Origin of the sequence: Paenibacillus mangrovi (assembly GCF_022898935.1) — a bacterium.
Classification (GTDB): domain Bacteria; phylum Bacillota; class Bacilli; order Paenibacillales; family Paenibacillaceae; genus Paenibacillus_AQ; species Paenibacillus_AQ mangrovi.
This window is the reverse complement of the sequence record NZ_JALIRP010000009.1, coordinates 123,505-147,106: the sequence shown is the minus strand read 5'-3', so window position 1 is coordinate 147,106 and position 23,602 is coordinate 123,505. Positions and strand designations below refer to the sequence as shown.

The window sequence follows — 23,602 nt, the reverse complement described above, 5'->3', positions numbered from 1 at the left end:
ATCTACATTAGATAAAATTACGTACGTAATTGAGGTGATTGCCAATGAATTTCAGCTACACTTTTCCATCTTTACGAGGAATCCAAGCCGGCCGAGAGTTTTATACGATTATGTGTCCACTTCGTTTAATCCCAAAAATTTTTCTATTCGACGAGGAAGAAATTCCCGTTGAACACAGGGCTCAACGCCTCATGAATAAGTCTAGAATTCCCGAAATTACAAACTACATATTGGAGAATCCAAAAGATTATATTTTTTCTTCTCTTACCGCTTCGGTCGATGGCGAATTGAAATTTGAATCGCATTCGGAAGAGCTAAAGGACATCGGTTATCTGTCCATTTCTTTAGATTCGAAGTTTCTCATTAATGACGGTCAACATCGTAGAGCTGCTATTGAAGAAGCTTTAAAAGTTTCTCCCGAACTTGGTGACGAGACGATTTCCGTCGTTTTTTTTCACGATTTAGGTCTAACACGCTCACAGCAAATGTTCTCTGATCTAAATCGTCACGCGGTCAACACAACATCATCCATTGGGATTTTATATGATCATCGTGATCAGCTATCAATGATTACGAAAGGTCTCATTGTAGAAATACCTTTGCTCGAGCGCTACACAGATAAAGAAAAGGTCTCGCTATCGAAGAATTCTCCTAAACTCTTTGCTTTGAACCACATTTTTAATACAAACTGCAGATTGCTTGGAAAACGCAAGGGGGAGTTAATTTCAGAACAGGAGAAGCAATTTGTTTTTAATTTCTGGACAACACTGTGTTCAACCATAATAGAATGGCAAGATGTAATTAATAAAGTAACGACTCCAAGGGATTTGCGAATTAATTCCATCGTAGCACACGGTGTATTTCTTGAAGCGGTAGGCTTAATCGGGAACTACTTATACTACTATGTACCGGATGAGTGGGAATCTTGTGTTAAGAAACTTAGTCAAATTGACTGGTCCCGAGATAACAAAAATGACTGGCTTGGCAGGGCCTATGGTCAGACAGGACGCATCAATAAGACCAACGAAACAATTCAGCTCACTGCCAATTTGATTAAATATAAGCTCGGCCTTTCTTTAACTGAACAGGAGCAAAAAATCGAAAATAAACTAAAGGAGGCTCCCCCTCTTGGAACTTAACATATTTAATACGGGAAGCAAATTCGAAGAATCTAAATCACTTGTTAAAGAAGTTTATCTTATGGATGAAAGACCTTGGGTAATCGGATTCAGCGGCGGTAAAGATTCTACTGCCCTTGTTCAAATTGTTTTTCAAGCTTTGAGTGAACTCGACCCTAGTGAATTAAATAAAAAAGTGTATGTAATCTCATCTGATACTCAAGTCGAAACACCTCTTATTATTGATAAGATTACGCGCACTTTAGGAAGAATTCAATCCAAAGCACTCGAGCTTGGCCTTCCTTTTGAAACACAAAAAGTAAGACCTAAAGCAGAACAAACTTTCTGGGCTTCTATTATTGGTAAAGGCTATGCTACTCCAAGGCAAAAATTCAGATGGTGTACCGACCGTTTAAAGATTGAACCTGCTAACAAATTTATTCTCGACAAGGTAGATCAATTCGGAGAAGTTGTTATGCTTCTTGGGGTTCGAGATTCAGAAAGCTCTACCAGAGCCGCTGTTATGCAGTCCCATACCATTGAAGGCAAAAAGTTAATGCGGCATTCTACGCTTAGAAACGCCTTTGTATTTGCTCCGATTCGCACATTTGATTTAGATGATGTATGGGAGTTTCTTCTCCAGTATCCATCTCCTTGGGGAGATGATAATAACGAACTGTTGCAACTGTATCAAGATTCTAGCAGCGAGTGTCCTTTGGTAGTGGACAAGGAGGTTAAAGAAAGCGCCGGCTCATGCGGCAACAGTCGTTTTGGCTGTTGGACTTGCACTGTCGTAAATGAGGATAAAGCTCTTAGCGGTTTCATTAACAGCGGTGTAGAATGGTTAACTCCGCTCTATGAATTCAGGAATTATCTTGTCAATATTCGGGAAGACCGTTCTAAGCGACAAAAGCATAGAATGAACGGCGAAGTATATTTAACAACTAATCTTGGAGGAGTCACAGAAGAAGAGATTAGAGCAGGCAAGTATCAAAGTATCAAAAAATCCGAGATCAAACAATTCATTGAAGAAAATAATATCAATCTCGCAACAATAGAAGACCTTGAAGTATTTGTTGAAGATGAAGACGGAAAATTCAAACGATTCGGAGTCGGTCCATTTACCTTGAGTGCCCGAGAAGAAATGCTAAGAGAACTTCTACGAACACAAGAAAAAGTTCGTGAACTCTACGATTCAAGTATTGAATTGATTACTTTTGAAGAACTCAAGGTGATTCGTAAATACTGGCATGCTGACCTTCAATGGGAAGATCGCTTGCCGCAAATTGTAGAAGAAGAGACGGGTGAAGTCTATAATTGGCATAAAGATGATCGTCCTGTATTCAAAGAAGATCAACTAACTGACCTTGAAACACTCTGTCAAGAGGAAGGCGTAAACCTGAATCTGCTCAAGAAGTTAATTTCAGTTGAAAAAGATTATTCTGGTGTGAAAGTCCGCAGAGGTTTATTTCAGGCTTTTGACAAAACTCTAAATCAAGACTTCTTACATTTATAAAGGTGGAATAGATACTTCATGCAGATTAACAAACTGATTCTTCGTAATATCGGGGCTTATTACGGGGATCTTAATAACTTTAACTTCAAAACAAACGCTAACCATAACGTAGTATTATTGGGAGGAAAAAACGGAGCAGGTAAAACAACGATTCTGGAGTCTCTTCGCATTGTATTATTTGGTTCTATGGCGTATGGATATCTAACTGAAAATGAGCCCTATTTCAAAAAAATACGCTCTTTACTTAATCGTAAAGCCCTTCATGAAAATACACGGGACAGATATCAAATCATTCTTGAGTATGTATCGACAGAAGAATTTGAACCTGCTACCTACTCTTTAGTCCGGAGCTGGACCCTGAAAGAAAATAAGATCAGAGAATATTTCTCTGTTAAGAAAAATGATACCCATTTGAATGCACAGCAGATTTCAGATTTCCAAAACAAACTTAGAGAAGAAATGCCGCCAAGATTATTTGAACTCTGTCTGTTTGACGGTGAGGATATATCAAGAATTGTATCTGAGGAAAAAATCCCGGAGTACTTACAGGACGCAGGAAAAATTCTCTTTAATTTAGACCTATTTGTTAATCTTGAGAAGGATCTTCTAAATTATCGGCAGCAGTATGCTCAGAAAAATTTGGATGCTTCTAGAGAAATTGAGGCCCAAAGCTTACTTAAAACAGAACTGCTTAATTTGCAAAACCACTTGAATGCACTCAAAAATGAACTGAATGCTTATCAAGATGAAACTACTGAACTCACAGATTTGATCAAACAGGATAAAAAAGATTTTGAAATTCACGGCGGGCTAGTACAAGAAAAAAGGCAGCAGCTGATCCAACAGGTAAATGAGATTGAGCATCGCAGAAAAAGAAATTCAGATCAGATTAAGGCATTTATAATGTCACTTCTTCCCTTCTATATTGTTCGTGAAACATTATCCCAAGTTGCTGAACAAATTGCTGTTGAAAAACATTATGACTCCTATGAATACGTTGCTGCCACATTAGAAAAGGATCATTTATTTCAGCTGGTGAAGGATCTGACGCAGTCATCTAATTTTAATTTTTCAGATCAACAAATGGAAGGATTTCATAGCGGATTAATGGATCTTCTTAGACCGACAAATGCTGGTACTTTGCATAGATCTTCATTTGAACAACAGAATGAGATCTACATGATGCATAAACGGATCCAGTCACTCGATGCGCAAAAATATATTGAATTGTTTGATGAAAATGCGGTTTTGCTGGAAGAATCGCAGGAATTACGCAAGGCTATTGACCTAAATGACACTTCAAGCGAGTTTAAAGAACTTCTTCAACGTATTGAAGAACGGAACAGAAGATTAGAACAGATCAGAATCCAATCTGAACAAAACGCTGCAGAAGTTGAAGAAATCAATGAACAGATAAAAGTAAAAGACGCTACGCTAAATAAAATTAATGATAAGATTCGGGAGTATTATAAATCAGAAAGTTCTTACGTAATGACAGAAAAATTACTGACAGTAAGTCAGCGCTTCAGAGAAAGACAATGGCACAAAAAACTGAATGATGTTGCTAAAGAAGCTACCAAAATGATCAATATTCTGTTGAGAAAAAAAGATTATATTGACCGCATCAAAATTGATTCATCCAGTTTCGAAGTTCATCTATACAATAAACAAAAACAGGAAGTTACTAAAGAACGATTATCAGCCGGCGAGAAGGAAATGCTGATGCTGACTGTAATCTGGGCTATGTTTAAAGTATCCGAGTGGAAGTTGCCATTTGTCTTTGATACCTTACTCGGGCGACTTGATCAAGACCACAAAAAAGCACTCATTGAACATTTCATTCCAAAGTGCGGTGATCAGGTCCTAATTTTCACTACTGACTCGGAAATAGCATCTGAACAATTCGATATGATTAAAGACATTACTTCGTTATGCTATACGCTGGAATATAACCAATTTCAAGAAACAGCTGAAATCGTTCGGGGCCGCTATTTTAATATGACAAAGGAGACAAGCCCACAATGAATTTCACCTTAAGGACATCAAAATATACCAAAGATACTCTCTTACAACTTCAGGCTTCAACGGGAATAACACCAAATATTCTGATCCGATATGCTGTAGCTCTTTCTTTAAAAAAGGGAGATGTTTTACCTCTTAGCAATGACTTCAGTGATGGTCTAGTTCTTAACCGTAATACGGTGACTGGTGAGAATGACTATATTTTCCGAGCATTGATCACTCAAGTTGCTAATAAAGAATTGACCGATGAAGAATACTTTCCAGGATACTTCAATGCGCATCTGGAAAGAGGGATTCGTGACTTGGCAGCGGAATACAAGAGCACCGGAAACTATGAAAAATTTATTCGCGCTTTGCTAATCTAATGAAGGTGGGGATCATTAATGATCTATCTAGATAACAGCGCCACAACTAGAATACATCCAGAGGTTTTTGAGGCTATGCTCCCCTATCTTCAAGAGGAATATGGCAATCCGTCCAGCAAGTTTTACTCATTAGCTGAAAATGCTAAGAAAGCAGTGAAACATGCACGGGAACAAGTAGCAGAATTACTTGGATGTGAACCTGATGAAATTGTGTTTACAAGTGGTGCAACTGAGAGCAATAACATGATTATTAAAGGGGTACAGGACTTCTACGGAAGACAGCCTGGCAGCAACAATTACATGATCACGTCCCAAGTCGAACATCCTTCAATCATTGAAACTTTTCATTACCTAGCAGAACGGGGAACAAATGTGAGATTCCTTGATGTTGATTCCTATGCCAGAATTCACGTTGATGAACTGGAGCAAGAACTCAAGGAACAGCCTCTTCTCACTTCGATCATGTGGGGTAACAATGAAATCGGATCTTTGAATCCAATTGTAGAAATTGCTGAGCTGTTTAAAGAAACTGGTTTGTTCCTCCACACAGATGCTACGCAAGTCATTGGTAAAGTTCCTGTTTCAATGAGAGATATGCCTGATATAGGTTTCTTGTCCATGTCAGGTCATAAAATCGGAGGGCCCAAAGGAATAGGGGCTGCCGTAGTTCGTAAGCAATCAAAAGAAATCTACACGAAACTCACTCCTCTAATACATGGAGGAGGGCAGGAAAATAATTACCGCAGTGGTACACTCGCCGTACATAATATTGTGGGACTGGGGAAAGCAGCTGAACTTGCACGAAAACACTTAAATGAGAATATTGCCAAATTGGAAGAATTAGAGTCATATCTAATTAATCTACTCTCAGAGAGTTTAGGTGATAAAATAAAGTTCAACAGTGATTCTCAGAATAAAATCCCCGGTCTTGTCAGTCTACAGTTTATCGGAGTAAACAATGAGCTTCTTCTCAAAAGATTATCACCATTTATTGCTCTGTCGTCAGGATCTGCCTGCAGTTCTAGCAAACCAAGTCATGTCCTTAGTGCTGCCGGAAAATCACTTCAGGAAATAAGACAAACGATTCGAATTACCTTAAGCCCAGATCTGAATAAAGAGGATTTAGATATTTTCGGACAAATCAAATAAATAATAAATATTCTGTTTAACAGAGCCCGATCGAATCATATTTCTCGGGTTTTTTTTATCATTAAATATTTTTTTCATTATATTGGAGCGAGTATACAAACTAACCAACCGCATTTTTTGGAGTGGTTAGCCGGTATAACTTACATATGGTTATATCCAAAATCTTGTTCATAATATGCATATATGCCCCTAATGATTCAATATATGTGGTATAGTTAATAGGTAATATTATCTATATCATTTAACTATATAGGAAAGGTGATTTTCATGAATACACTTAGGCAACAGGAACGACAACTCTTAAAAAGCCTGTGTGATAAATATAATCTTCCATCTGATTTAATTAATATTCTTGTTAAAACTGCAGAAAAGCACATGTATGAAAATGTATCATCTTCAGAGAAACGTACCGATTACATCAACTTAGTGACCTATCATTCTAAAGGAAAGGAATTGCACTAGATGATTATCAAGAAACTAGTTCTTAATAACTATAAGACGTTTTATGGTCATCAGGAACTGGATTTAAACATTCCTGATGATTCACGTAATGACAATAAAAATATCATCTTAGTCGGCGGACTTAATGGTTCAGGGAAAACATCAATTCTAAAAGCGATACACTATAGTCTCTTTGGTCAACGTGGGATGACTTCTATTGAGTATAGGAGAGTATTTTCTAATGTAATTAATAACACTTTCTTTATCGAGGGTGGAAGAGAATGCTACATAAATCTTATTGTGGAAGTTGATAACCAAGAAGAATGGGAACTGAAAACCAAATGGATTTTTGATCATAATAAAGTACAGATCAATGAAACACGGGAGATTACAATCCGTAAACCAGGAGCCCGAGGCGGTCGTACTCAACTTGTAAACAATATTGATACATATAACCGTTTTATTGACCGGACTGTTCCCTATCATGTCGCACCTTTTTTTATATTCGATGGAGAAGAAATAAAAGAAGTCATATTAAGACAAAACAGTAATGAGATGAAGGAAGCAATCCAAAAGTTAAGCGGACTTGAAACTTATAGAAATTTAAAAATTGATTTAGAGGAATCCAGAGCTTTTCTGTATAAGAAAATGCTTTCTATTAAACGTACAAATTCTTCGCAAAAAGTAGATAACAGAAAAATCGCTACCAAACTTAGTGAACTTGTTGAAGAAATAAACGAACTATCAATAAAAAAAAACAATGAACTTTTAAAACAAAAAGAACTTCAAGAAAAAATAATGTTCCTAAAGAAGCAACGAGAAGAAAAAATCAAAATAAACTTTTCTTCTAGAGAAGTATATGTAAAAAAATTGACATCTAGTGAAACGAGATTACAGGAACTGGAAAAATCATACATCAAAGAGTTTATTGGGTCTGCTGTGCATATTCTATTGAAAGACCAGTATCTATTACTTCAGCAAGAGTTGAAAAAAGAAGATAAATATAGACAACAGAAAATAGTGAAGGAAGCCTCATTAATTCCATATCAGAATTTCATTTCAAACCTGTTAAATGTTGAGGTAATGCCGCCGCTCTCATCAATGCAAAAAGAGACTCTTCTTCGCGCAGGAGAAAAAATTTGGGCAGAACTAAACCAATTAAATACTGAAACTGAAGAATTAGACATTTTTCATGATTTGAATAATGAACAATATCGAAAGCTAATGAGTCTTCCGCTTATGACACCACAGCATTTAACGAACATCTATAACCAGATTGAAAAAGAGAAGAGCTTAACTACAGAATATGAATCGGAAATCAGAAACGCTCCAGATGCCGTTGACATAGAACAAGAAAATATTCAGATTGATAACCAGACTAAAAGTCTTGGTGAAGTAGAGATGCGACTCAAATCCTACACACGTAAGATTAACACATTAAGTGAAGAAAAAACACGTCTGAGTAAAATACTTACCCAATCAGAAATAAAAGCGGAAAACCATGATAATTCTCAAGAGCAATATGAACGTTTAGCAATAATAATTAACTTGCTTGATGAGTACATCACAAAATTGACGAAATTAAAAGCTAACTTTATACATGAACAATTTGAAATCATGCTTAATCAATTGTTCCGTAAACAAAATGAATTCGGTAAAATTGAATTCGACATGAACACCTACACGATCAGATTATACAACGATAAAAATCAAGAAATCAGTATTAATGACCGCTCTGCCGGGGAAATGCAGATTATTTCATCTGCACTAGTTTGGGCATTAACCAAATCTTCCCGCTACTCACTGCCGATGATTATCGATACACCACTGGGCAGACTGGACAGCTACCATCGCTCTTATCTGATTAATCATTACTACAAAGAATTGAGCGAGCAGGTTATTATTCTATCGACGGACACTGAAATTACAGAGGAATATATTAAACAGATTGAAGACAGCACATATAAACAGTTCACTCTTGATTACGATCAAAATAGAAAATATACACTGATTAAACCAGGATATTTTTTGCCTAAGGGGGTCTAAAAATGGCAGGTTTTAAGAGAAAGCATCTAAGCTCTACAGGAAAGCAACTTTTGGATTATTTCGTAGGAGCCCTGTCGGATCAGCTGCCACAAGAAAAGCCTGGAAAATCAAATGTAGACCGGCCATTTATTATTCGTCTTGCGTTGGCTAAAGGTTTATCATCTCATCGCAATATTGAAATCAACGATCAGAATACTGGAGACAAATGGGAAATCCCTGATATTTTCACTCCCGAAGAATATACGCTGTATTCTCATATTATTATCAACCAATCTAAGAGAGTATTAAATACTGATGAGATCAATAATGAAATCGCAATCCGAATTGAAAAAGGACTTCGAATACTTGATCAGATCCAAAAAGAAAAAAACTCACTTGATGATTTAAGGCTTGCAATATTAACTATGAATTAAAGAAGGGAGAAAATCCGTAATATGGATTTTCCCCCTTTTGCTTATATTCTCTCGTTCAATGGTGTAATATTAACGACAATTTCTGTTGGAGGGGAAAGCTCTCCTCGTTCAATTAACTGCGGCCCCTGTACAATACATTGACCTTTACGAAGATTATTCAACTTCTGTTCCCATTGCTTACGTTTGCCTGGTTCACTAGCTAATGAATTAGCTACAAAAGATACCTCCTGATCGGTTTGAGCAAAATACACTTTTTGAGCTGAATTTTGCATTCTCGCCAATTCATCGGCACCCAACTGCGATTTTAAAAATTGTGTCGCAAACCATCCCGACCATCCGAACTTACGACCTTCCGTTAATATTTTGGCAGATGGAGACTGTTCACGATGATCTAGATTTTGCGCTTCATCAAGAATCAGAGGTACGGGACTGGATTTACTTCCATTTCTCAAAAGATAGTTCCATAGATCCCACAAGATAAATTCAGTAATAATACGCTGTACATCATTAGGGTAACCAGTTAACTGAATGATGTTCACAGTCCCTCTATGATCTATCATGTCATTCCAAGAGAAGTCCTGCTCATTAATGAACACTTGTCGATCAATAAAAGGCCTAATTTGAGACAATGCTGTTTTTGACGCACTGCCTGTATCTTCCTCAAGCATATCTCTCATTACATTGAGATCCATCTGGTCTTGTGTCTGTTCTAGTCCTTTCAATACCGCTTCATAAATAGCATTTAACTGCTGTATTCCAAGAGATTTGTAGACAGAGGCAAATACACTCTTAATTCTCTCTGCAATATCCGTATTGGATTCAGGCAACGTTATTCCACCAATATCTCTTATGTTTCTTTTAAATGGATTAATAGGTACTTTTTCATTATAAACAACTCTTTGATTTAGCTTTGAACCTAAGAAATCAATGAACTCTGGTTCAAGCTGATTCGGTAAAAATCCTTCGGTATAATCAATGATAATACTAGAGATATTCTGTTTAGATAACTCCAGCAATAAACATTGCATAAAATAGGTTTTACCTTGACCCGATTTACCGGATATTAGCAAGTGTCTGTTGGCTAAGCCTGAATGGTCATATTCCCAATATATTTCTTTTGCACTATTCTCCGCAGTGCCAAGCAAGATTCTTAAATTTCGGCCTACTTCATTCGGAGTGTTTATCATCGCACCATCTGATATTGAAGTCTGTTCTACATCGGATTCAAGTTCTTCCAATGACTCGAATACTGCATTAAATTCTTCTTTTTCATCAATCTCGCCAGGTACATTTTCATGATTTAGTTCAACTGAAGCTGATTCCTCCTTTTCTTCCTGTGAAGGTTCCACTATCGATAAATCAATATCAATGGTTGTAATTTTAGCAGCAGCTGTTTCCTGGAGCGATTCAGTATTATGTCCAGACAGAATATTGTATCTACGTGACAACAAGTTTTCTTTAATCAAATCATTATTTTTATGCTGAATCCATTCGAACATCTCCTGCATGGATTTGATCAGACCATACAATCCATCAGATTCGGTTAAATTGAGATAGGTCACATTATCTTCAAACTCGGCAGATCTATGATAAGCATCTTTCTGAAATGAAATCACTGCACCTGCTCCAACAAGCCGGTCAATATCGAAGTTGACCTCCACCTGGTCATGAATCAGCTTATCAATAATATGGTAAGGCGTCTTATAATTTTTTTCAGGCCAGAAGTCGCTGGACTGAAGCTTTGCCGCATTTACTAGATATAGCTGTGCAAAGAAATACCGGTAAAATTTTGAAGTAAATGGCTTTTCTTCGTTACATAGTGCATCTTGAAATATCTTTTTTGTTTTCAGAACTTGATTAGCAGCTTTGTCCATAACATTCTGACTATTTACCCCTATTTTCACTTCCACAGGGTAGAAATGGATCCTCAGCTTTTGATCCCACTCTTCTACACCCATTAACAACAGGTCATCGCTATGAACACCTTTCAGCCCCAGATTCTTGGCTGTAAATATCCCATCGTTCTTACTCAAATTGGAACTTCCTGCTACTCTTAGAATTTCCTCTAGAGAAATTGGAACCCAACGGATATTAGAATGATCAAAATAAGAAAGTGCAAATTTAATAGCTGATACAATACTAAATTTCTCACGAGAGTAGTGTCCCTTACTTCCAATAATTCTAAGAAGCCATTCACCATTGAATGTATTAAAAGCTTTAATAATATCTATGACTTTTTCTTCACTTACATTTAATTGATGAGAGCCAAGATACTCACTGATGACTGAAAGGTAATGCGCTGCCTTATTTGTTACTGTAATAGCATCATAGCCATTAGAAGAATATTGGTCACTATAATGAATAACAAACAAATTCTCATCCAACTGATTAAAGTAACTCAAATCTAGGTGCGAATCAACAAAGGTAACCCAGTGAGAAGCATCAAAAATTTGCTGTAAAAATTGTTCATCTGCTGTCGTAGTTCGGGAATATATTGCTTCACCCTTATGAAATGAATCGTTCCCCTCATTTTTCAAGTTGGCTGCTAGCTCATTGAGTCCCATGCTGAGCTCAATTAATTGATTTTCCTCATGATTACCGAGGTAATATTTTGTACCGAAACCGGAGCGGTAATTTTCTTCATATTTAAAGGATGGTAAATACGAATATAAGCCGTTTAACGCTATACCTGCCGGCATTTCGTTCATCGGTTGAACAGCATAGCTTTCCTTCATGTTCATTCTATAGAATGATATATGAGCATAATCAATCTCGCTCTTATGATCAATATACCGTTTATAATACGAAATTGAATTTCGGATAAGCCTAAGTATGTGACTAGAATCAAGTTCCTCATACTTTAAGGAAACATTAAAATAAGCAGAAATATCTTCGGCGGTATCCAAGATTGATAAATGATCAAACTCTGTTTCCAGACTGTACTCGCGATACAGGTTAATATGAAGCTTCCGAAGATGATCGGCACCTTTTTTCTTGATTGTCTCCATAAACCACTGCAACATACCTCTAACAACTTCATGGTCATTTTCTATATTGATTATATTGATTTTGTATGGAGCCTTGATTTGATCGGTGAAAAGATACGAATAATGTTCTTCAAACTGTCTGAGCTTATGCATGACAATGAGTGATAAATATTTATTCGCATCTGTTACGCTAACTTTATTTACGTTTTTATAGATTATCCATTCATAAGCCTCAGAAATTGTATCAGATTTATATAGATTTTCTTCCTTCTTATTTTCATATATAAATGGAAGGAGGCTTTCTGGACGTAATCTATTTAGAATTCGATCATCTACAGGCTCGCTTTGAACATCCTTCGCTAGCTGGAGCTGATATGCAATATTTAAAGGATGATATGGAGTGAATATCACATCTTCATTATGATGAATAACACCTAATCTGAAGAGATCTCTTCCTTTTCTTCCAACCGATTTTCCTTCTTCAAAAGAATTAATTTCCATGATATATTCTTCGATGTATTCTCTAGCACGTTCAGCAATCTCCTCATTCATATAACACAAACTTGGAGTCGACTTATGAATTACATACGAATTGATCAATCGATTGTAAGCATCCATTAAAGTTGTACTTAATTCCAAATCTTCTGCATGCAACTGATCAGACTCCAGCGTTGCACTTTTTAGTCCACATTCTTTCCATTCTTCTTCCCATTGCAGGTATTTAATAAATTCATTGCTGCCATAATATACAGAGCTTCCGACTTTTAACTTACTGCCCTCTCTATGAAAAATTAATTTTTCTTCTCTTTTTCGCTTCCAGAGTCGAAATGCACTAATCGGAACTTTGCTCTTGTCTTCTATTATAAATTGAACAGGGACAATCACTCCCGAAGAAACAAAATGAATGTGAAGTGGCAATTGATTTTGTTCGTTAAAAAGCTCACTATTTAATGTAATTTCAAGTAAGTCATCGTTGTTGATCTTCAGTTCTTCCCCCGAAGCATTTATTTTTTCTTCCTTCTTTTGATATCCTGTACCAATTTGATATGTTTCCTTATCCGTCTGTATATTGATCATATGGTTTTTGGTATCTACAAAATAGTCCAGTTCAAAAAAAGAGCATTGCTGAAAGGACAGAGGAAGAACAGCGACATGCAATTCACATCCCACATTTGACTTTCCGTTATGTTTGTAACCCATTTTCATAAATGTAGGAAGATCAGGGTTCGAAAATATTAAGTTGAGACTTACATTTGTTCTGGCTACTTGATAGCGAACCTCTGAATCAGGCGTTACTTTGAAATTTTTTGCCTGAAGACTTTTACTCTCACCTTCAACTATAAAAGAAAGAGTCATATTGATTTCAGCTTGCCGCTCTGGGTTAAAAATAATCACATGACGTTTTCGCTCACCAGCTGTTGTTTCCTTGTGAGGTTTATTCCAGAATTGAAGCTGATCTTTAAGTTCAATATGTTTAAGTTCAACTATTTGTTGCCCTAAATTCTGTACTTCATCGTACGCTTTCTTTACATCTGTATACGGTGTGTTTGTCCAATCTTCCGTACTTCTTAGTTTTGGTGCTGCGCTTAAAGAGAGTTTTTTCTCCAATTCCTCGTTTTCGAAACCTAGATCATGAATCTGGCGCACAAATTCAAATAATTCTCGATTCTTCGATAATCTCTCTTTCATTTCTTTTTTACTGTATGTTCCCAAATCGGGATCCTCAAAGAGTCCGAAATCCTTATACTCTCCCTTATCAATTCTTCCTTTAGAAAGTGCAGTAAAAATTTCCTCAAAATCAAAAAAAGTAATTTGCTGAAAACTGGATTCAGATAATATTTGATCCATTCTCTCAGAAAGAATTGTCTGCTCAACTTTATTTAACACACTGCTATCAATTTGATCCTGCAATCCAGCTTCAAATGTTTTGGGATGCAGCGGCATTCCTTCTTTTTGCAAGTCTGTACTTCCGCCTTGTATGGAGTCTAACTGCTTGAAAACAATGCTTAATAGTGCAGTATCTTTCCAGATCCCTTGTTGTTCACCTACTTGATTTCGCAGAGTTACTAGAAAGTCAGGACTTACACCTTCAGATGTATACGCGATAACCAAATTAACTTTACCTATTTCAATACTGAATGACTGATACGCAGATCCTTGGTTATGCTGGTATACAAACGGAGTGCTTATGGACTGGTCTCGAAGTGATTCGACTAAAGAGATAACCTCCTCTTCATTTTCCAGTTGTAAGAAATACCGTGCTCCAGGCTGAATATTAATATCACTAAAAAAACTGATCAGAAGGTTTGACACATAATTATAAAATTGGTTTGACATACTGAGCATCCCCGCTATCACTTTTTTTATCAATGAAGTTTAAATTGTCTAGCATTTCAAGCACAGCTTTCTTCGAATGTCGGTCTAGGGCGACCCCTCTTTTTTCATATTCCGTAAACAGCTGATTAATAGGGATTCGTTTATCCTTCACAGAAATGGCGGTCAACAAAAGTAACATCTCGTGATTCAGCATGAGAATGGTTCCGCTGCTGCCTCTGATTCTTAAAAATTCGGATCCGATATTGTCAATACTGTTACCATAACTGATCCGGGCCCCTTCATTCATCCCTTCTTTGATACTTTCAAATAATAGACGGAATGCGGTAATAAGGTCCCCTGCGGATTCTTTTAGACTAACTCTTTCACCAAAAATATGTCTATATTGCTTCAGCCAGTTGTTTAGATCCTCTAAATACTCTTGTTCTTCTTTTGAATCTGTGAAACGTTCTAAAAGTTCCGGATACGTATAAAAGCTATTGCTTGTATTTCCTGTGAATGTACATAACTGCGACATTGTATGAATATGAGGAAATAAAAGCGGTGCCTTCTGCTTGATTCTTTTGAAACCTTCCAAATCGCTTGCCGCTTTTCTTCTTTTAGAAATAACCCCCTCCCAGTCAAGAGCATAGTAAAGAGGAGTAGCAGAAGAGTAATCAGCTTTTTCAAACTGCTCGAATTTAAGTAGTAACTGGCATACGTAAGTAAAAAAATAAAAATGAGTAAGTGTAGGCAGCGACTTAATAAAATAATCTTGATGATAACTTATATAAATAAGATCTTCGCAATACAACTCATTCAAAAATTCCAGCTTGCATTGATACACAGTCTCCGCAGAATGCTCTTGAGTCGAACGATTTAACGCACCGATAATAAGCTCAGATAGTACATCTTCTGTAGTTGTATTTTTGAAGATATTTGCTACTCGCTGATCATTATTAACCAATACATCAGAAGCGCACTTCGCTACTTTTCGGAATATATTGTCTGATTCAGCTCCTTGCAGATAGTTGTATATATGAGGATGAATTAACTTGATATCTTCTTTCTCTCCATACAAATAATATTGCAGAAATCTTTCAAGCTCATGCTGTAGTTGATCTCCTGCGTTAATGCTTTTTTCGATATTATAAATAAGAGGATCGACTCCCATTGCATCAAGTGAGCTACTTCGTTGTTTTTTTACATTGATCTGAGTAATATTACGGACATAATCTCCCAGAAGCGGCTGAAAACTTCCTTTTACATATTTTTTGGTTGTAGCAAACGGCAGAACTTTATTTATATCTCCCTCATGATGTGAAGGAGGTTTCTTCTTTGTTAAATTTGTGGATATTTCCTCCATTTTTAAAATTGGCACTACATATTCCCCCCGGTGAATAAGTATCCAGTAAATTCATCTTTGCTTAGATAGAAAATTTTGTTATCAGGAATATAATGGATAAGGAGCTGACTTTTCTTTTTTCCACTACGCATCAATTTCTCAATAAACTCAACAAAGTGAACCATTTCTTCCTCATCCTGTTTATTCGGTTTGTATCCATCAAGTACTCTTCTGAATAACTGAAATAGTGTAAAATCAATTTCCAAATAACTTGTATAATCACCGATATCAAAAGTAACCCTAATACGATCCTTAAATATTTCCAGGGATTCACCGTTCTGCATTTTGATATGACTAATATTCGGTTTAAGCTTCATTCTCTGAGCAAGTCTATATTTTTCATGCACAGGGGTAATATAAATAAAATCCTCCCTAGGGCTTTCCTTCCACTTATAAATTACGTTAGTAGTCTCTTTATAAATGTCACGGATGATGTTCATATCTTTTACATTGAACCCGTGAAGCCGTTGTGTATACAATTTATAATCCTGGTCACTAGTCTGGTTAGAGAATTTCTTATTCTGTAAATAAGTAGTTAGAATGACGGCATCCACAACTCTATTAAATGCATGATGTTCAACCTCTTCGTTCCCTTCCCAAAATGAAAGGAACCAGCGATTTGCAGTTTCATCGGTAATATATTCTTTTATGACATCTCTTTTATTCTGAAGGGAGTGAAGAGAGACAATCAGCTCGTCGATTTCTTTAGAACGAGTTCGATTGAGCGGACTAATCTCGTGGAGCCATTTGAGAAGAACAGAACGATCCTCTCTGTTGAATAACAAACTGGGTGTCATATTATCCAAAATTTCATATTCATCCATTTTCACAATGCTTACAGGCTGATCCGGCATTATTATATCGACAATAAAATTCAAGAAAGAACGCGCTGATATTACCAATTTATATTTAAGGATAATCTCAATAACAAGTTCCAAAATTTTATGTTGGACTTGTTCAATCTGTAAGAATTCATAATTATAATGAGCGATCGTATAAACACTCGATTTCACATCTTCCTGGTGAGCCAAATAAAACGGATTCATATCAGACTTCATAAAAATTTTATTCATTAATTCACTATAAAAGGAAGAAACGGGCCCCTCTGCGGTTAGTTGATATGGATGGTAATCTCCAAAGCTGACCAGATCAAAATGTTCGGATGTAAAATTCGGTGTAAGTTCCTGAGTGAATATATTACTTTCTTCGATAAATAAAGCTAGTTCTTTGAACTCCTCATTACTATGGTCGTAGATGAAATTATGAAGAACCCCCATATTAATAGCCAATATAACTCTTTTATTGGATGTTCTTAAATTTTGATCTTTGAAACCCTCAAGTTCCCTTACCAACGTTTCCATTGCATTCATCTCTGGTGAGTAACTCTCGGTTGCATCGTTAATAATCGTGTAATCCTTAATTAATTCCGGACGACGGGAACGCAAATACGCAAGCAAGTGAGATTTCCCATCTCCTACGCTTCCGCATATTAACAAAAGATTAGATCCTTGCTGATTAAATTTACGCTCCAGCATCTTTTCCACTTGCAGTTGCGGACCACGATCAACATGTAGATACTCCTTGTAATAGGAAAAAGAACCGGCTGATTCTACTGCTTCTTTAGAAGACTCCTGAAGACGCTTTAATTCTCTAATTAAATAACTATCCCCGACTGGTAGATTTTTATTTAGAATAGAGGCCTCTTCTTCATTATTCGTTTTTTCATCATCAACTAATTGATGTTCCTGAATCAAACCACTTTTTTTCAGATATGATTTAACCATCAATTCGATGTCCGGGGTCTTCAAATCGGATTGAGGCTTAGGTTCATCGTATTCCGGAGCCTCAAACTGTTCAGGTGAATAGAGTTCCATAAACCATACGGCAACCTTATGAGCATTTTTATGTGCAGAGAATACATCAGGATATGTAATATCTGAACTGTTATGTGCTCCCTTGTTTCCTATTTTTCGAACCGAGTTCATTGCCAGCTGAATTTCTTGGTCAAGAAAACCTTCTGAAGCAAGATAACTGATTTTGTCTGCGAGTGATGCATAATAAATGGATTGGATGTTTATGTTCTTCTTCTCATACTCAAGAACTTGATTAATAATCAATTCTAAAAAAGCCCTTGCTTTAACTGCGGCACTGCCTTTATCCTGAAAAAACAAGTTTTCTATTAGGTCATATTCTCTTGCTGCTTCCGGATATATGGAGTGAAGTATGTCCTTTAACGTTCTGCTGCTCATATTTATTACTCCCTCTTACATTTTTCACATTCCAACACTTTTACAGCGAAAATCACCAGGTAAAACGTTTTAAAGCTAACGAAGGACTATCCTTCAGTCATGTCTTTCCTCAGTTTTGTACATAGACCAGATTCGCTTAAGCTTCTCCCTAGTTTCTAAGCGAGCACAGGATTGTACTTTCGAGCAGGTTATGCAGCCTAATCCCAGATTTGTCGTTTCTCGATTGATTTCACGGCAACGTGGATGATGCTTTCCTAGTAAACGAACGCTCGTTCAGGTTGTTCACCTTAATTAATGAACAGTCTTCACTTTAACGCTTTGGGTTATATCTCCTATTATATACCTTTCGAATTTTATGTCACTTATGATAGTGACTAGGATTCAACTATACATACAGGAGCTAGTAGAGAACCATCTTTTCAGTCGACTGGCGAAGCTGCTGGGAATGGCGCAATAGTGCCGTTCACCTATTCTTGTTCATACTGTTTGATCCACTTTTCTAGCCGTTCTTTCATAATGTTCCGATAAGAGACCGGCGCCAAAATCTCTGCATCCGGACCATACTGGCTTACCCAGGCGATAAATTCCCGGTCATGGTTCAATGTGACCTCGAATAGAAGGCTGCCGTCAGGCAAATCCGTCATTCTTGGGCGCACGAACATCTCCTCTTCCTTTATGTAACGGGCTACGTCCGGCGAGAATTTCACTTTGAAGTGAATATGCTCATTACCCCTTTCAATAGACCAGGTATTTTTCATGTAATTCTTAACATTGAAACTTCCACGATTAAAGGTACGGCTGGTCATCTCCATTGAGCGGAACCTACTTAGCCGAAAAGTGCGTATATCTTGCGCCTGATGGCAGTATCCGATCAAATAAAAACGTTGGTCCCGAGGAACGAGGTAATAAGGATCAATTTCGCGTTCAGTTTCTTGATTTCGGTTCTGCGTATGATATACGGCATTGATTGTCTTCTCTTCCACAATCGCCTGAATAACATGAAACAGGTAATTCGGTGCATCCTCGCGGTAAGCGGGGGAACCCATCTGAATGATGTCCGTTACATGCCTCAAAATTTCCTGATCTCGGCTCTTTTGCCTGAAATGTGACGCCATTACCTTGTCATACGCAGTGTCAAACCCAGGTGGCATATTACTTTGGTCGACAAAGGAAGGCAGCATCGAAAATACAAGCATTTCCTGCTGTGTCCAATTGAATGGAAACATGGCAAAATTCCCCGCAAACGTATACCCCTTACCGTAGCCGTTGTTCGTAATCGGCGCTAATATATCTAGTGAACGTAAATCACGGTATATCGTTCTTTCATCCGTTTCACATCTGTCGGCCAGTTCCTTTGCATTTATTCCCGGCCTAGCTTGAATTGCGTAAATTATTTTAAACCATCTGAATAATTTGTCAGACATAGTTCTATTCTCCTACTTCGAATTTCATTTTGATATATACATCATTCGACAGCCACCCTCTGTGTCCTCCCATAGAACTAAAAACGATTGTATTTTTCCCGATTATGATAAAAAAACGATCTTCAACAAGATCAAAATATGCTAAAGTTCGCTATGATTCGCCATTATATGAAAGCAAAAATGCTACATACAATCAATGAGCAGACAGGTCTCACAGATATTTCTAAAAGTAGTAGCTGCCCTGATGCGTAAGATTGGTCGCCCAACCTGGAAGATAGACGAGAGAAATGTCCTTATCTTAGTGGGAATGAATCGCTCTCTGACAGATGAATCATATAAAATCCCTCAATATTCTCCACAAGCTCAACAATAGCCAGATCCTTCACAATAAACCGGATCACTCCACAAATTTGCTGATCAAATGAATCATAAATCCGTCCTGCGCTTCTGCAGCCTTTGGGCACCGTGTGCATGCTATTGGCGATATAACCGATCTTGCCGATTGGAGGTATTACAGCCTTGATAGCTTCCTGGTCATACGGATTCTCGGGATCCTTTACAAGGTGTACGACCTGCCCTGGTTTCAAAAAGCTCGTACCAAAATAATGAGTTGTACCTGTAATCGCAATATGAATCTGATGTTCCATGCCCACCACTCCCGAAAATTATATATTCTAACCGTTGTATAATGTTCTTATTGTATAATTTTTTATGAACAGCCGTTTGTCAGCGAATATACGTTCTAAAAAGAAAATCCCCTGCTTTCTGAAAGCAAGGGATTTCTTTAAAGGGAGAAGTGAGCCATTTTACAAAAAATCACTTCCATCCTCTCTCAATGAATAGTCGTATGATTTATCGTTGCGTAATATATTAATCCAACAATTTCAAAGCCTCATTAAAACCATCATTTCGCAGGCTGTTAACGCTTCAATCCGCTTTTTCCAGTAACGTCTCTGTGCTCAGCGTAAAGCCCTCAATGACGGCATCTTCGTCAACCTCAATCATAATGCAGCGTTTGCCTTGAAAGCTCACCTGTTTAATATACCTTAAATCCTGTGGACTGATCGTAATCGTGGCTACCTTGGTATCGATCTTGATCGATTTTGACGTGAATTTAGGGATAACGCTGTTCGCCTTCAGTTCATAGTTCTTATCGTCAACGATGGTCTCGAACGCCCGTTCCACGGCTTCCTTTGTTACATTGTCTATCCCGCTTGCGGTCAGCACGCGCTCCACATCGGTATAATCCAGCTTCGCGGGTTCTTCCTCATCCTGGTGGGATTCGATCACGTGATGGATCTCCTCGTACACGTGTGCGATCGTGGCGGAGTCCAGCTGTTCGCCCGCCACTTCCTTCACGATGTCTTCAAAGATCTCTCTCTCTTCCAGTGCCGTCACAGACCGTTCCGCATTCAAGACCTCGGAGATGAAATGCTCATTCGGATCATTCGATTTCCCCGTAGCATATAGAACCCGGTTCACGTCGGAATAATTGTCCGTCACGCTGGGATAAAAGAACCCTTGCTCCGGTGTGCTGAGCTTGATGATCGGATCTACAATGATATTGTACTTAAACTCTCTCTCCACATAGTCGAACAAGAGCGCCTTCCGCTGCTTCTCCGTAGAGTTCACGCTGCATAGAATGAACGGATGCCCGAACACTTCGTCATTCCCTGTCTCCTCGGCTTCCTCATTCCTCGCCTTGGTCGGCCGGTAGTATTGTCCGCGTACGAACGTAATGACCGTATCCCGTTCATACGTCGTGTCCGCCATCATTTTGTCCACGAGCAGCAGCATCAGATCCTGCCACTCCTCCGGATCTCCAGTCTGCAGAGCTTGATGAAGCAGCACCCGCGAAGGGTCTTTCTGATCTTCCGCTTCCTCCTGAAACTTGAGTTCGAACTGCTTATGATCCAATTCGCCGGTCAGCAGCTTTTTGAAATTGCCCATGTACAGCTCCTGCTTCAAGGTCAGCTTCGGACGATTAAAAAATACAAACAATTTATATCTTTACAACTTTAAACATTATTGTATAATATTTTCGAATTGTTTTTTTCACAAATTGTACATATTTGCGTTGAAGGTGGTGGCCACTTACAATTGTACGGCATGTTTTGAAAGCGCTTCGTTTTTGTACTATGCAGGTATATTAATTGAATGAGAGGGATTGCTGATGGCAAAAAAAAAGTTAACCGCCGATCGTGCGAGGCAGGAATTAACTCCCGAACAATACTCATCAATTGCGAAGTCAGATAACTTCAGAAAGCTGATTCGAACAAAGAAAACATTCATTATTCCTCTAACAATCTTCTTCCTTTGCTTCTATTTCGCCCTACCGATCCTTACATCCTACACTAACATCTTGAATCATTCCTTTTACGGCAGTATTACATGGGCTTGGGTCTTTGCCTTTCTGCAATTTATCATGACCTGGGCATTTTGTATGATCTACTACAAAAAAGCTACTAAATTCGATAGAATTTCCGACCAAATTGTAGCTGAGAAAGAGAGGTCGCTATGAACACTGCTGCATTTATTATGTTTTTAGTCATCGTTGCCTTGACACTCGTCATTACATACTGGGCTTCGAAAAAAAATAAATCTGCAAGCGAATTCTATACTGCTGGAGGCGGATTGACCGGATGGCAGAACGGGATGGCGATTGCCGGAGACTATATGTCAGCGGCTTCGTTCTTAGGAATTGCGGGATCGATTGCGTTAGCAGGATTTGATGGATTTTTCTACAGTATCGGATTCCTTGTTGCTTACTTAGTCGTACTTTTTTTAGTCGCAGAACCTTTAAGAAATTTAGGAAAATATACTTTTGCGGATATGATTGCCGTTCGCTTTAAAACTGCAAAAATTCGCGGATTTGCTGCGTTTAATACTATTGCCATATCCATCTTCTATATGCTTGCACAGCTTGTAGGTGCAGGAGCTTTGATCAAGCTGCTTCTCGGGATTGATTTTTCAACCTCCGTCATCATCGTAGGTGTTCTCATGACAGTCTACGTTACTTTTGGCGGAATGCACGCAACGAGCTGGGTACAGATTATCAAAGCAATTTTGCTTATGGGCGGAACGCTTCTAATCTCGATTATCGTGCTATACAAATTCAACTGGAGCATCACAGGCATGTTCGATCATGTCAAAGAAGCAACGCCACTCAAAGAGAATTTCCTTAACCCTGGTGTTAAATATAAAGATGGTCTGGATACACTGTCCTTGACGATGGGATTAGTACTTGGAACTGCAGGCCTCCCTCATATTCTTGTCCGCTTCTTTACGGTTAAAAATGCGAAAACAGCTCGCAGCTCTGTTGTATACGCAACTTGGATTATCGGTATTTTCTATGTTATGACGATTTTCTTAGGTTTTGGCGCTGCTGCCTTCGTTGGAAATGGTGATATTACCGTTGCGGATAAAGCAGGGAACATGGCTGCTCCGCTGCTCGCAAAAGCACTGGGTGGCAATATGCTATTTGCATTTATTTCTGCTGTAGCATTTGCGACCATTCTCGCCGTTGTAGCAGGACTTGTGCTTACCGCCGCTGCTGCCTTCTCCCACGACTTCTACAATCAAATCTTGAAAAAAGGGAAAGCGACAGAGAAACAGCAGATCAGTATGGCACGTTATGCTTCCATCGGAATTTCTATAATTTCCATTATTCTAGCCTTATTTGCTAAAAATCTTAACGTTGCATTCCTAGTATCGCTAGCGTTTGCCGTTGCTGCGAGTGCAAACCTACCTGTTATTCTATATACAATTTTCTGGAAGCGATTTAATACGAATGGTGCGATCTGGGCTATGGTGGTTGGTCTGATTAGCTCCGTGGGACTCGTTATCGTCAGTCCAAACGTATTTAATCCTGAAGCCGGAAAGGCGATATTCGTTGGACACGCGCTGTATCCTCTTACGACTCCAGGCATTGTTTCCATTCCGCTCGGCTTTATCGCTGGTTTTATCGGCACCATGCTGTCGCGTAAAACAGGAAAAGCAGACAATCAAGTCGAATTCGATGAAATTCTCGTACGCTCCAATACGGGAATCAATAACACGGTGTAATCCTAAATTTATATTTTGTTTATGCCAAAAAGCATCCGTTTTTCGGATGCTTTTTTAAATTACTGCTTTGATCTACTCTATCACCAGTA

Annotated in this window: 15 protein-coding genes and 1 pseudogene; 10 read left to right on the top strand and 6 right to left on the bottom strand. The window is 38.0% G+C overall.

Going from position 1 to position 23,602, the window contains the following annotated elements; all coding sequences use genetic code 11:
* The first annotated feature begins 44 nt into the window (after positions 1 to 44).
* The 8 genes from dndB to MUG84_RS20905 all read left to right on the top strand — a co-directional run bounded on the left by dndB (position 45) and on the right by MUG84_RS20905 (position 9,070).
* Positions 45 to 1,139 carry a DNA sulfur modification protein DndB gene (gene dndB, locus MUG84_RS20935; protein ID WP_425313251.1) on the top strand — a complete coding sequence of 365 codons (1,095 nt, stop codon included), beginning with the start codon at positions 45 to 47 and terminating at the stop codon, positions 1,137 to 1,139.
* Complete coding sequence (gene dndC / locus MUG84_RS20930; protein ID WP_280521438.1) at positions 1,129 to 2,634, top strand: DNA phosphorothioation system sulfurtransferase DndC; 1,506 nt, start codon at positions 1,129 to 1,131, stop codon at positions 2,632 to 2,634. Before dndB ends, dndC begins: the two co-directional genes overlap by 11 nt.
* A gap of 18 nt (positions 2,635 to 2,652) precedes the next feature.
* The gene (gene dndD / locus MUG84_RS20925) at positions 2,653 to 4,659 is read left to right on the top strand and encodes a DNA sulfur modification protein DndD (protein ID WP_244728517.1); all 2,007 of its coding nucleotides are present in this window, start codon (positions 2,653 to 2,655) and stop codon (positions 4,657 to 4,659) included.
* Positions 4,656 to 5,021, top strand: a complete 366-nt coding sequence (dndE, locus tag MUG84_RS20920) for a DNA sulfur modification protein DndE (RefSeq protein WP_244728515.1) — start codon at positions 4,656 to 4,658, stop codon at positions 5,019 to 5,021. Before dndD (MUG84_RS20925) ends, dndE begins: the two co-directional genes overlap by 4 nt.
* Before the next feature lie 18 nt (positions 5,022 to 5,039).
* Positions 5,040 to 6,170, top strand: a complete 1,131-nt coding sequence (locus tag MUG84_RS20915) for a cysteine desulfurase family protein (protein ID WP_244728512.1) — start codon at positions 5,040 to 5,042, stop codon at positions 6,168 to 6,170.
* A gap of 267 nt (positions 6,171 to 6,437) precedes the next feature.
* On the top strand, positions 6,438 to 6,632 hold the full coding sequence (locus MUG84_RS27685) for a DNA modification system-associated small protein (protein WP_425313250.1): 195 nt from the start codon (positions 6,438 to 6,440) through the stop codon (positions 6,630 to 6,632).
* Positions 6,633 to 8,657 carry a DNA sulfur modification protein DndD gene (gene dndD, locus MUG84_RS20910; RefSeq protein ID WP_244728510.1) on the top strand — a complete coding sequence of 675 codons (2,025 nt, stop codon included), beginning with the start codon at positions 6,633 to 6,635 and terminating at the stop codon, positions 8,655 to 8,657.
* A gap of 2 nt (positions 8,658 to 8,659) precedes the next feature.
* Complete coding sequence (locus tag MUG84_RS20905; protein ID WP_244728508.1) at positions 8,660 to 9,070, top strand: hypothetical protein; 411 nt, start codon at positions 8,660 to 8,662, stop codon at positions 9,068 to 9,070.
* A gap of 41 nt (positions 9,071 to 9,111) precedes the next feature.
* On the opposite strand, the gene dptH is transcribed toward MUG84_RS20905, so the two are convergent.
* From dptH to MUG84_RS20875, 6 genes and pseudogenes are all read right to left on the bottom strand, one after another.
* The gene (dptH, locus tag MUG84_RS20900) at positions 9,112 to 14,394 is read right to left on the bottom strand and encodes a DNA phosphorothioation-dependent restriction protein DptH (protein ID WP_244728505.1); all 5,283 of its coding nucleotides are present in this window, start codon (positions 14,392 to 14,394) and stop codon (positions 9,112 to 9,114) included.
* The gene (gene dptG / locus MUG84_RS20895) at positions 14,375 to 15,751 is read right to left on the bottom strand and encodes a DNA phosphorothioation-dependent restriction protein DptG (RefSeq protein WP_244728503.1); all 1,377 of its coding nucleotides are present in this window, start codon (positions 15,749 to 15,751) and stop codon (positions 14,375 to 14,377) included. The genes dptH and dptG overlap by 20 nt, the downstream gene beginning before the upstream one ends.
* The gene (gene dptF / locus MUG84_RS20890; RefSeq protein ID WP_244728501.1) at positions 15,751 to 18,024 is read right to left on the bottom strand and encodes a DNA phosphorothioation-dependent restriction protein DptF; all 2,274 of its coding nucleotides are present in this window, start codon (positions 18,022 to 18,024) and stop codon (positions 15,751 to 15,753) included. Before dptF ends, dptG begins: the two co-directional genes overlap by 1 nt.
* A 467-nt stretch (positions 18,025 to 18,491) precedes the next feature.
* Positions 18,492 to 19,448: a helix-turn-helix transcriptional regulator gene (locus MUG84_RS20885; RefSeq protein WP_244728499.1), complete on the bottom strand. Its 957-nt coding sequence runs from the start codon at positions 19,446 to 19,448 to the stop codon at positions 18,492 to 18,494.
* Between the two features lie 293 nt (positions 19,449 to 19,741).
* The gene (locus tag MUG84_RS20880; RefSeq protein ID WP_244728497.1) at positions 19,742 to 20,095 is read right to left on the bottom strand and encodes an HIRAN domain-containing protein; all 354 of its coding nucleotides are present in this window, start codon (positions 20,093 to 20,095) and stop codon (positions 19,742 to 19,744) included.
* 280 nt (positions 20,096 to 20,375) lie between these two features.
* Positions 20,376 to 21,413 (bottom strand): annotated as a pseudogene (locus MUG84_RS20875) (DUF4317 family protein); the annotation flags it as partial.
* A gap of 208 nt (positions 21,414 to 21,621) precedes the next feature.
* On the opposite strand from MUG84_RS20875, the gene MUG84_RS20870 reads away from it, so the two are divergent.
* Both MUG84_RS20870 and MUG84_RS20865 read left to right on the top strand, forming a co-directional pair.
* A complete protein-coding gene (locus MUG84_RS20870; RefSeq protein ID WP_244728495.1) occupies positions 21,622 to 21,969 on the top strand; it encodes a DUF485 domain-containing protein in 348 nt (115 codons plus the stop codon).
* Positions 21,966 to 23,513 carry a solute symporter family protein gene (locus MUG84_RS20865; RefSeq protein ID WP_244728493.1) on the top strand — a complete coding sequence of 516 codons (1,548 nt, stop codon included), beginning with the start codon at positions 21,966 to 21,968 and terminating at the stop codon, positions 23,511 to 23,513. Before MUG84_RS20870 ends, MUG84_RS20865 begins: the two co-directional genes overlap by 4 nt.
* The last annotated feature ends 89 nt before the right edge of the window (positions 23,514 to 23,602 follow it).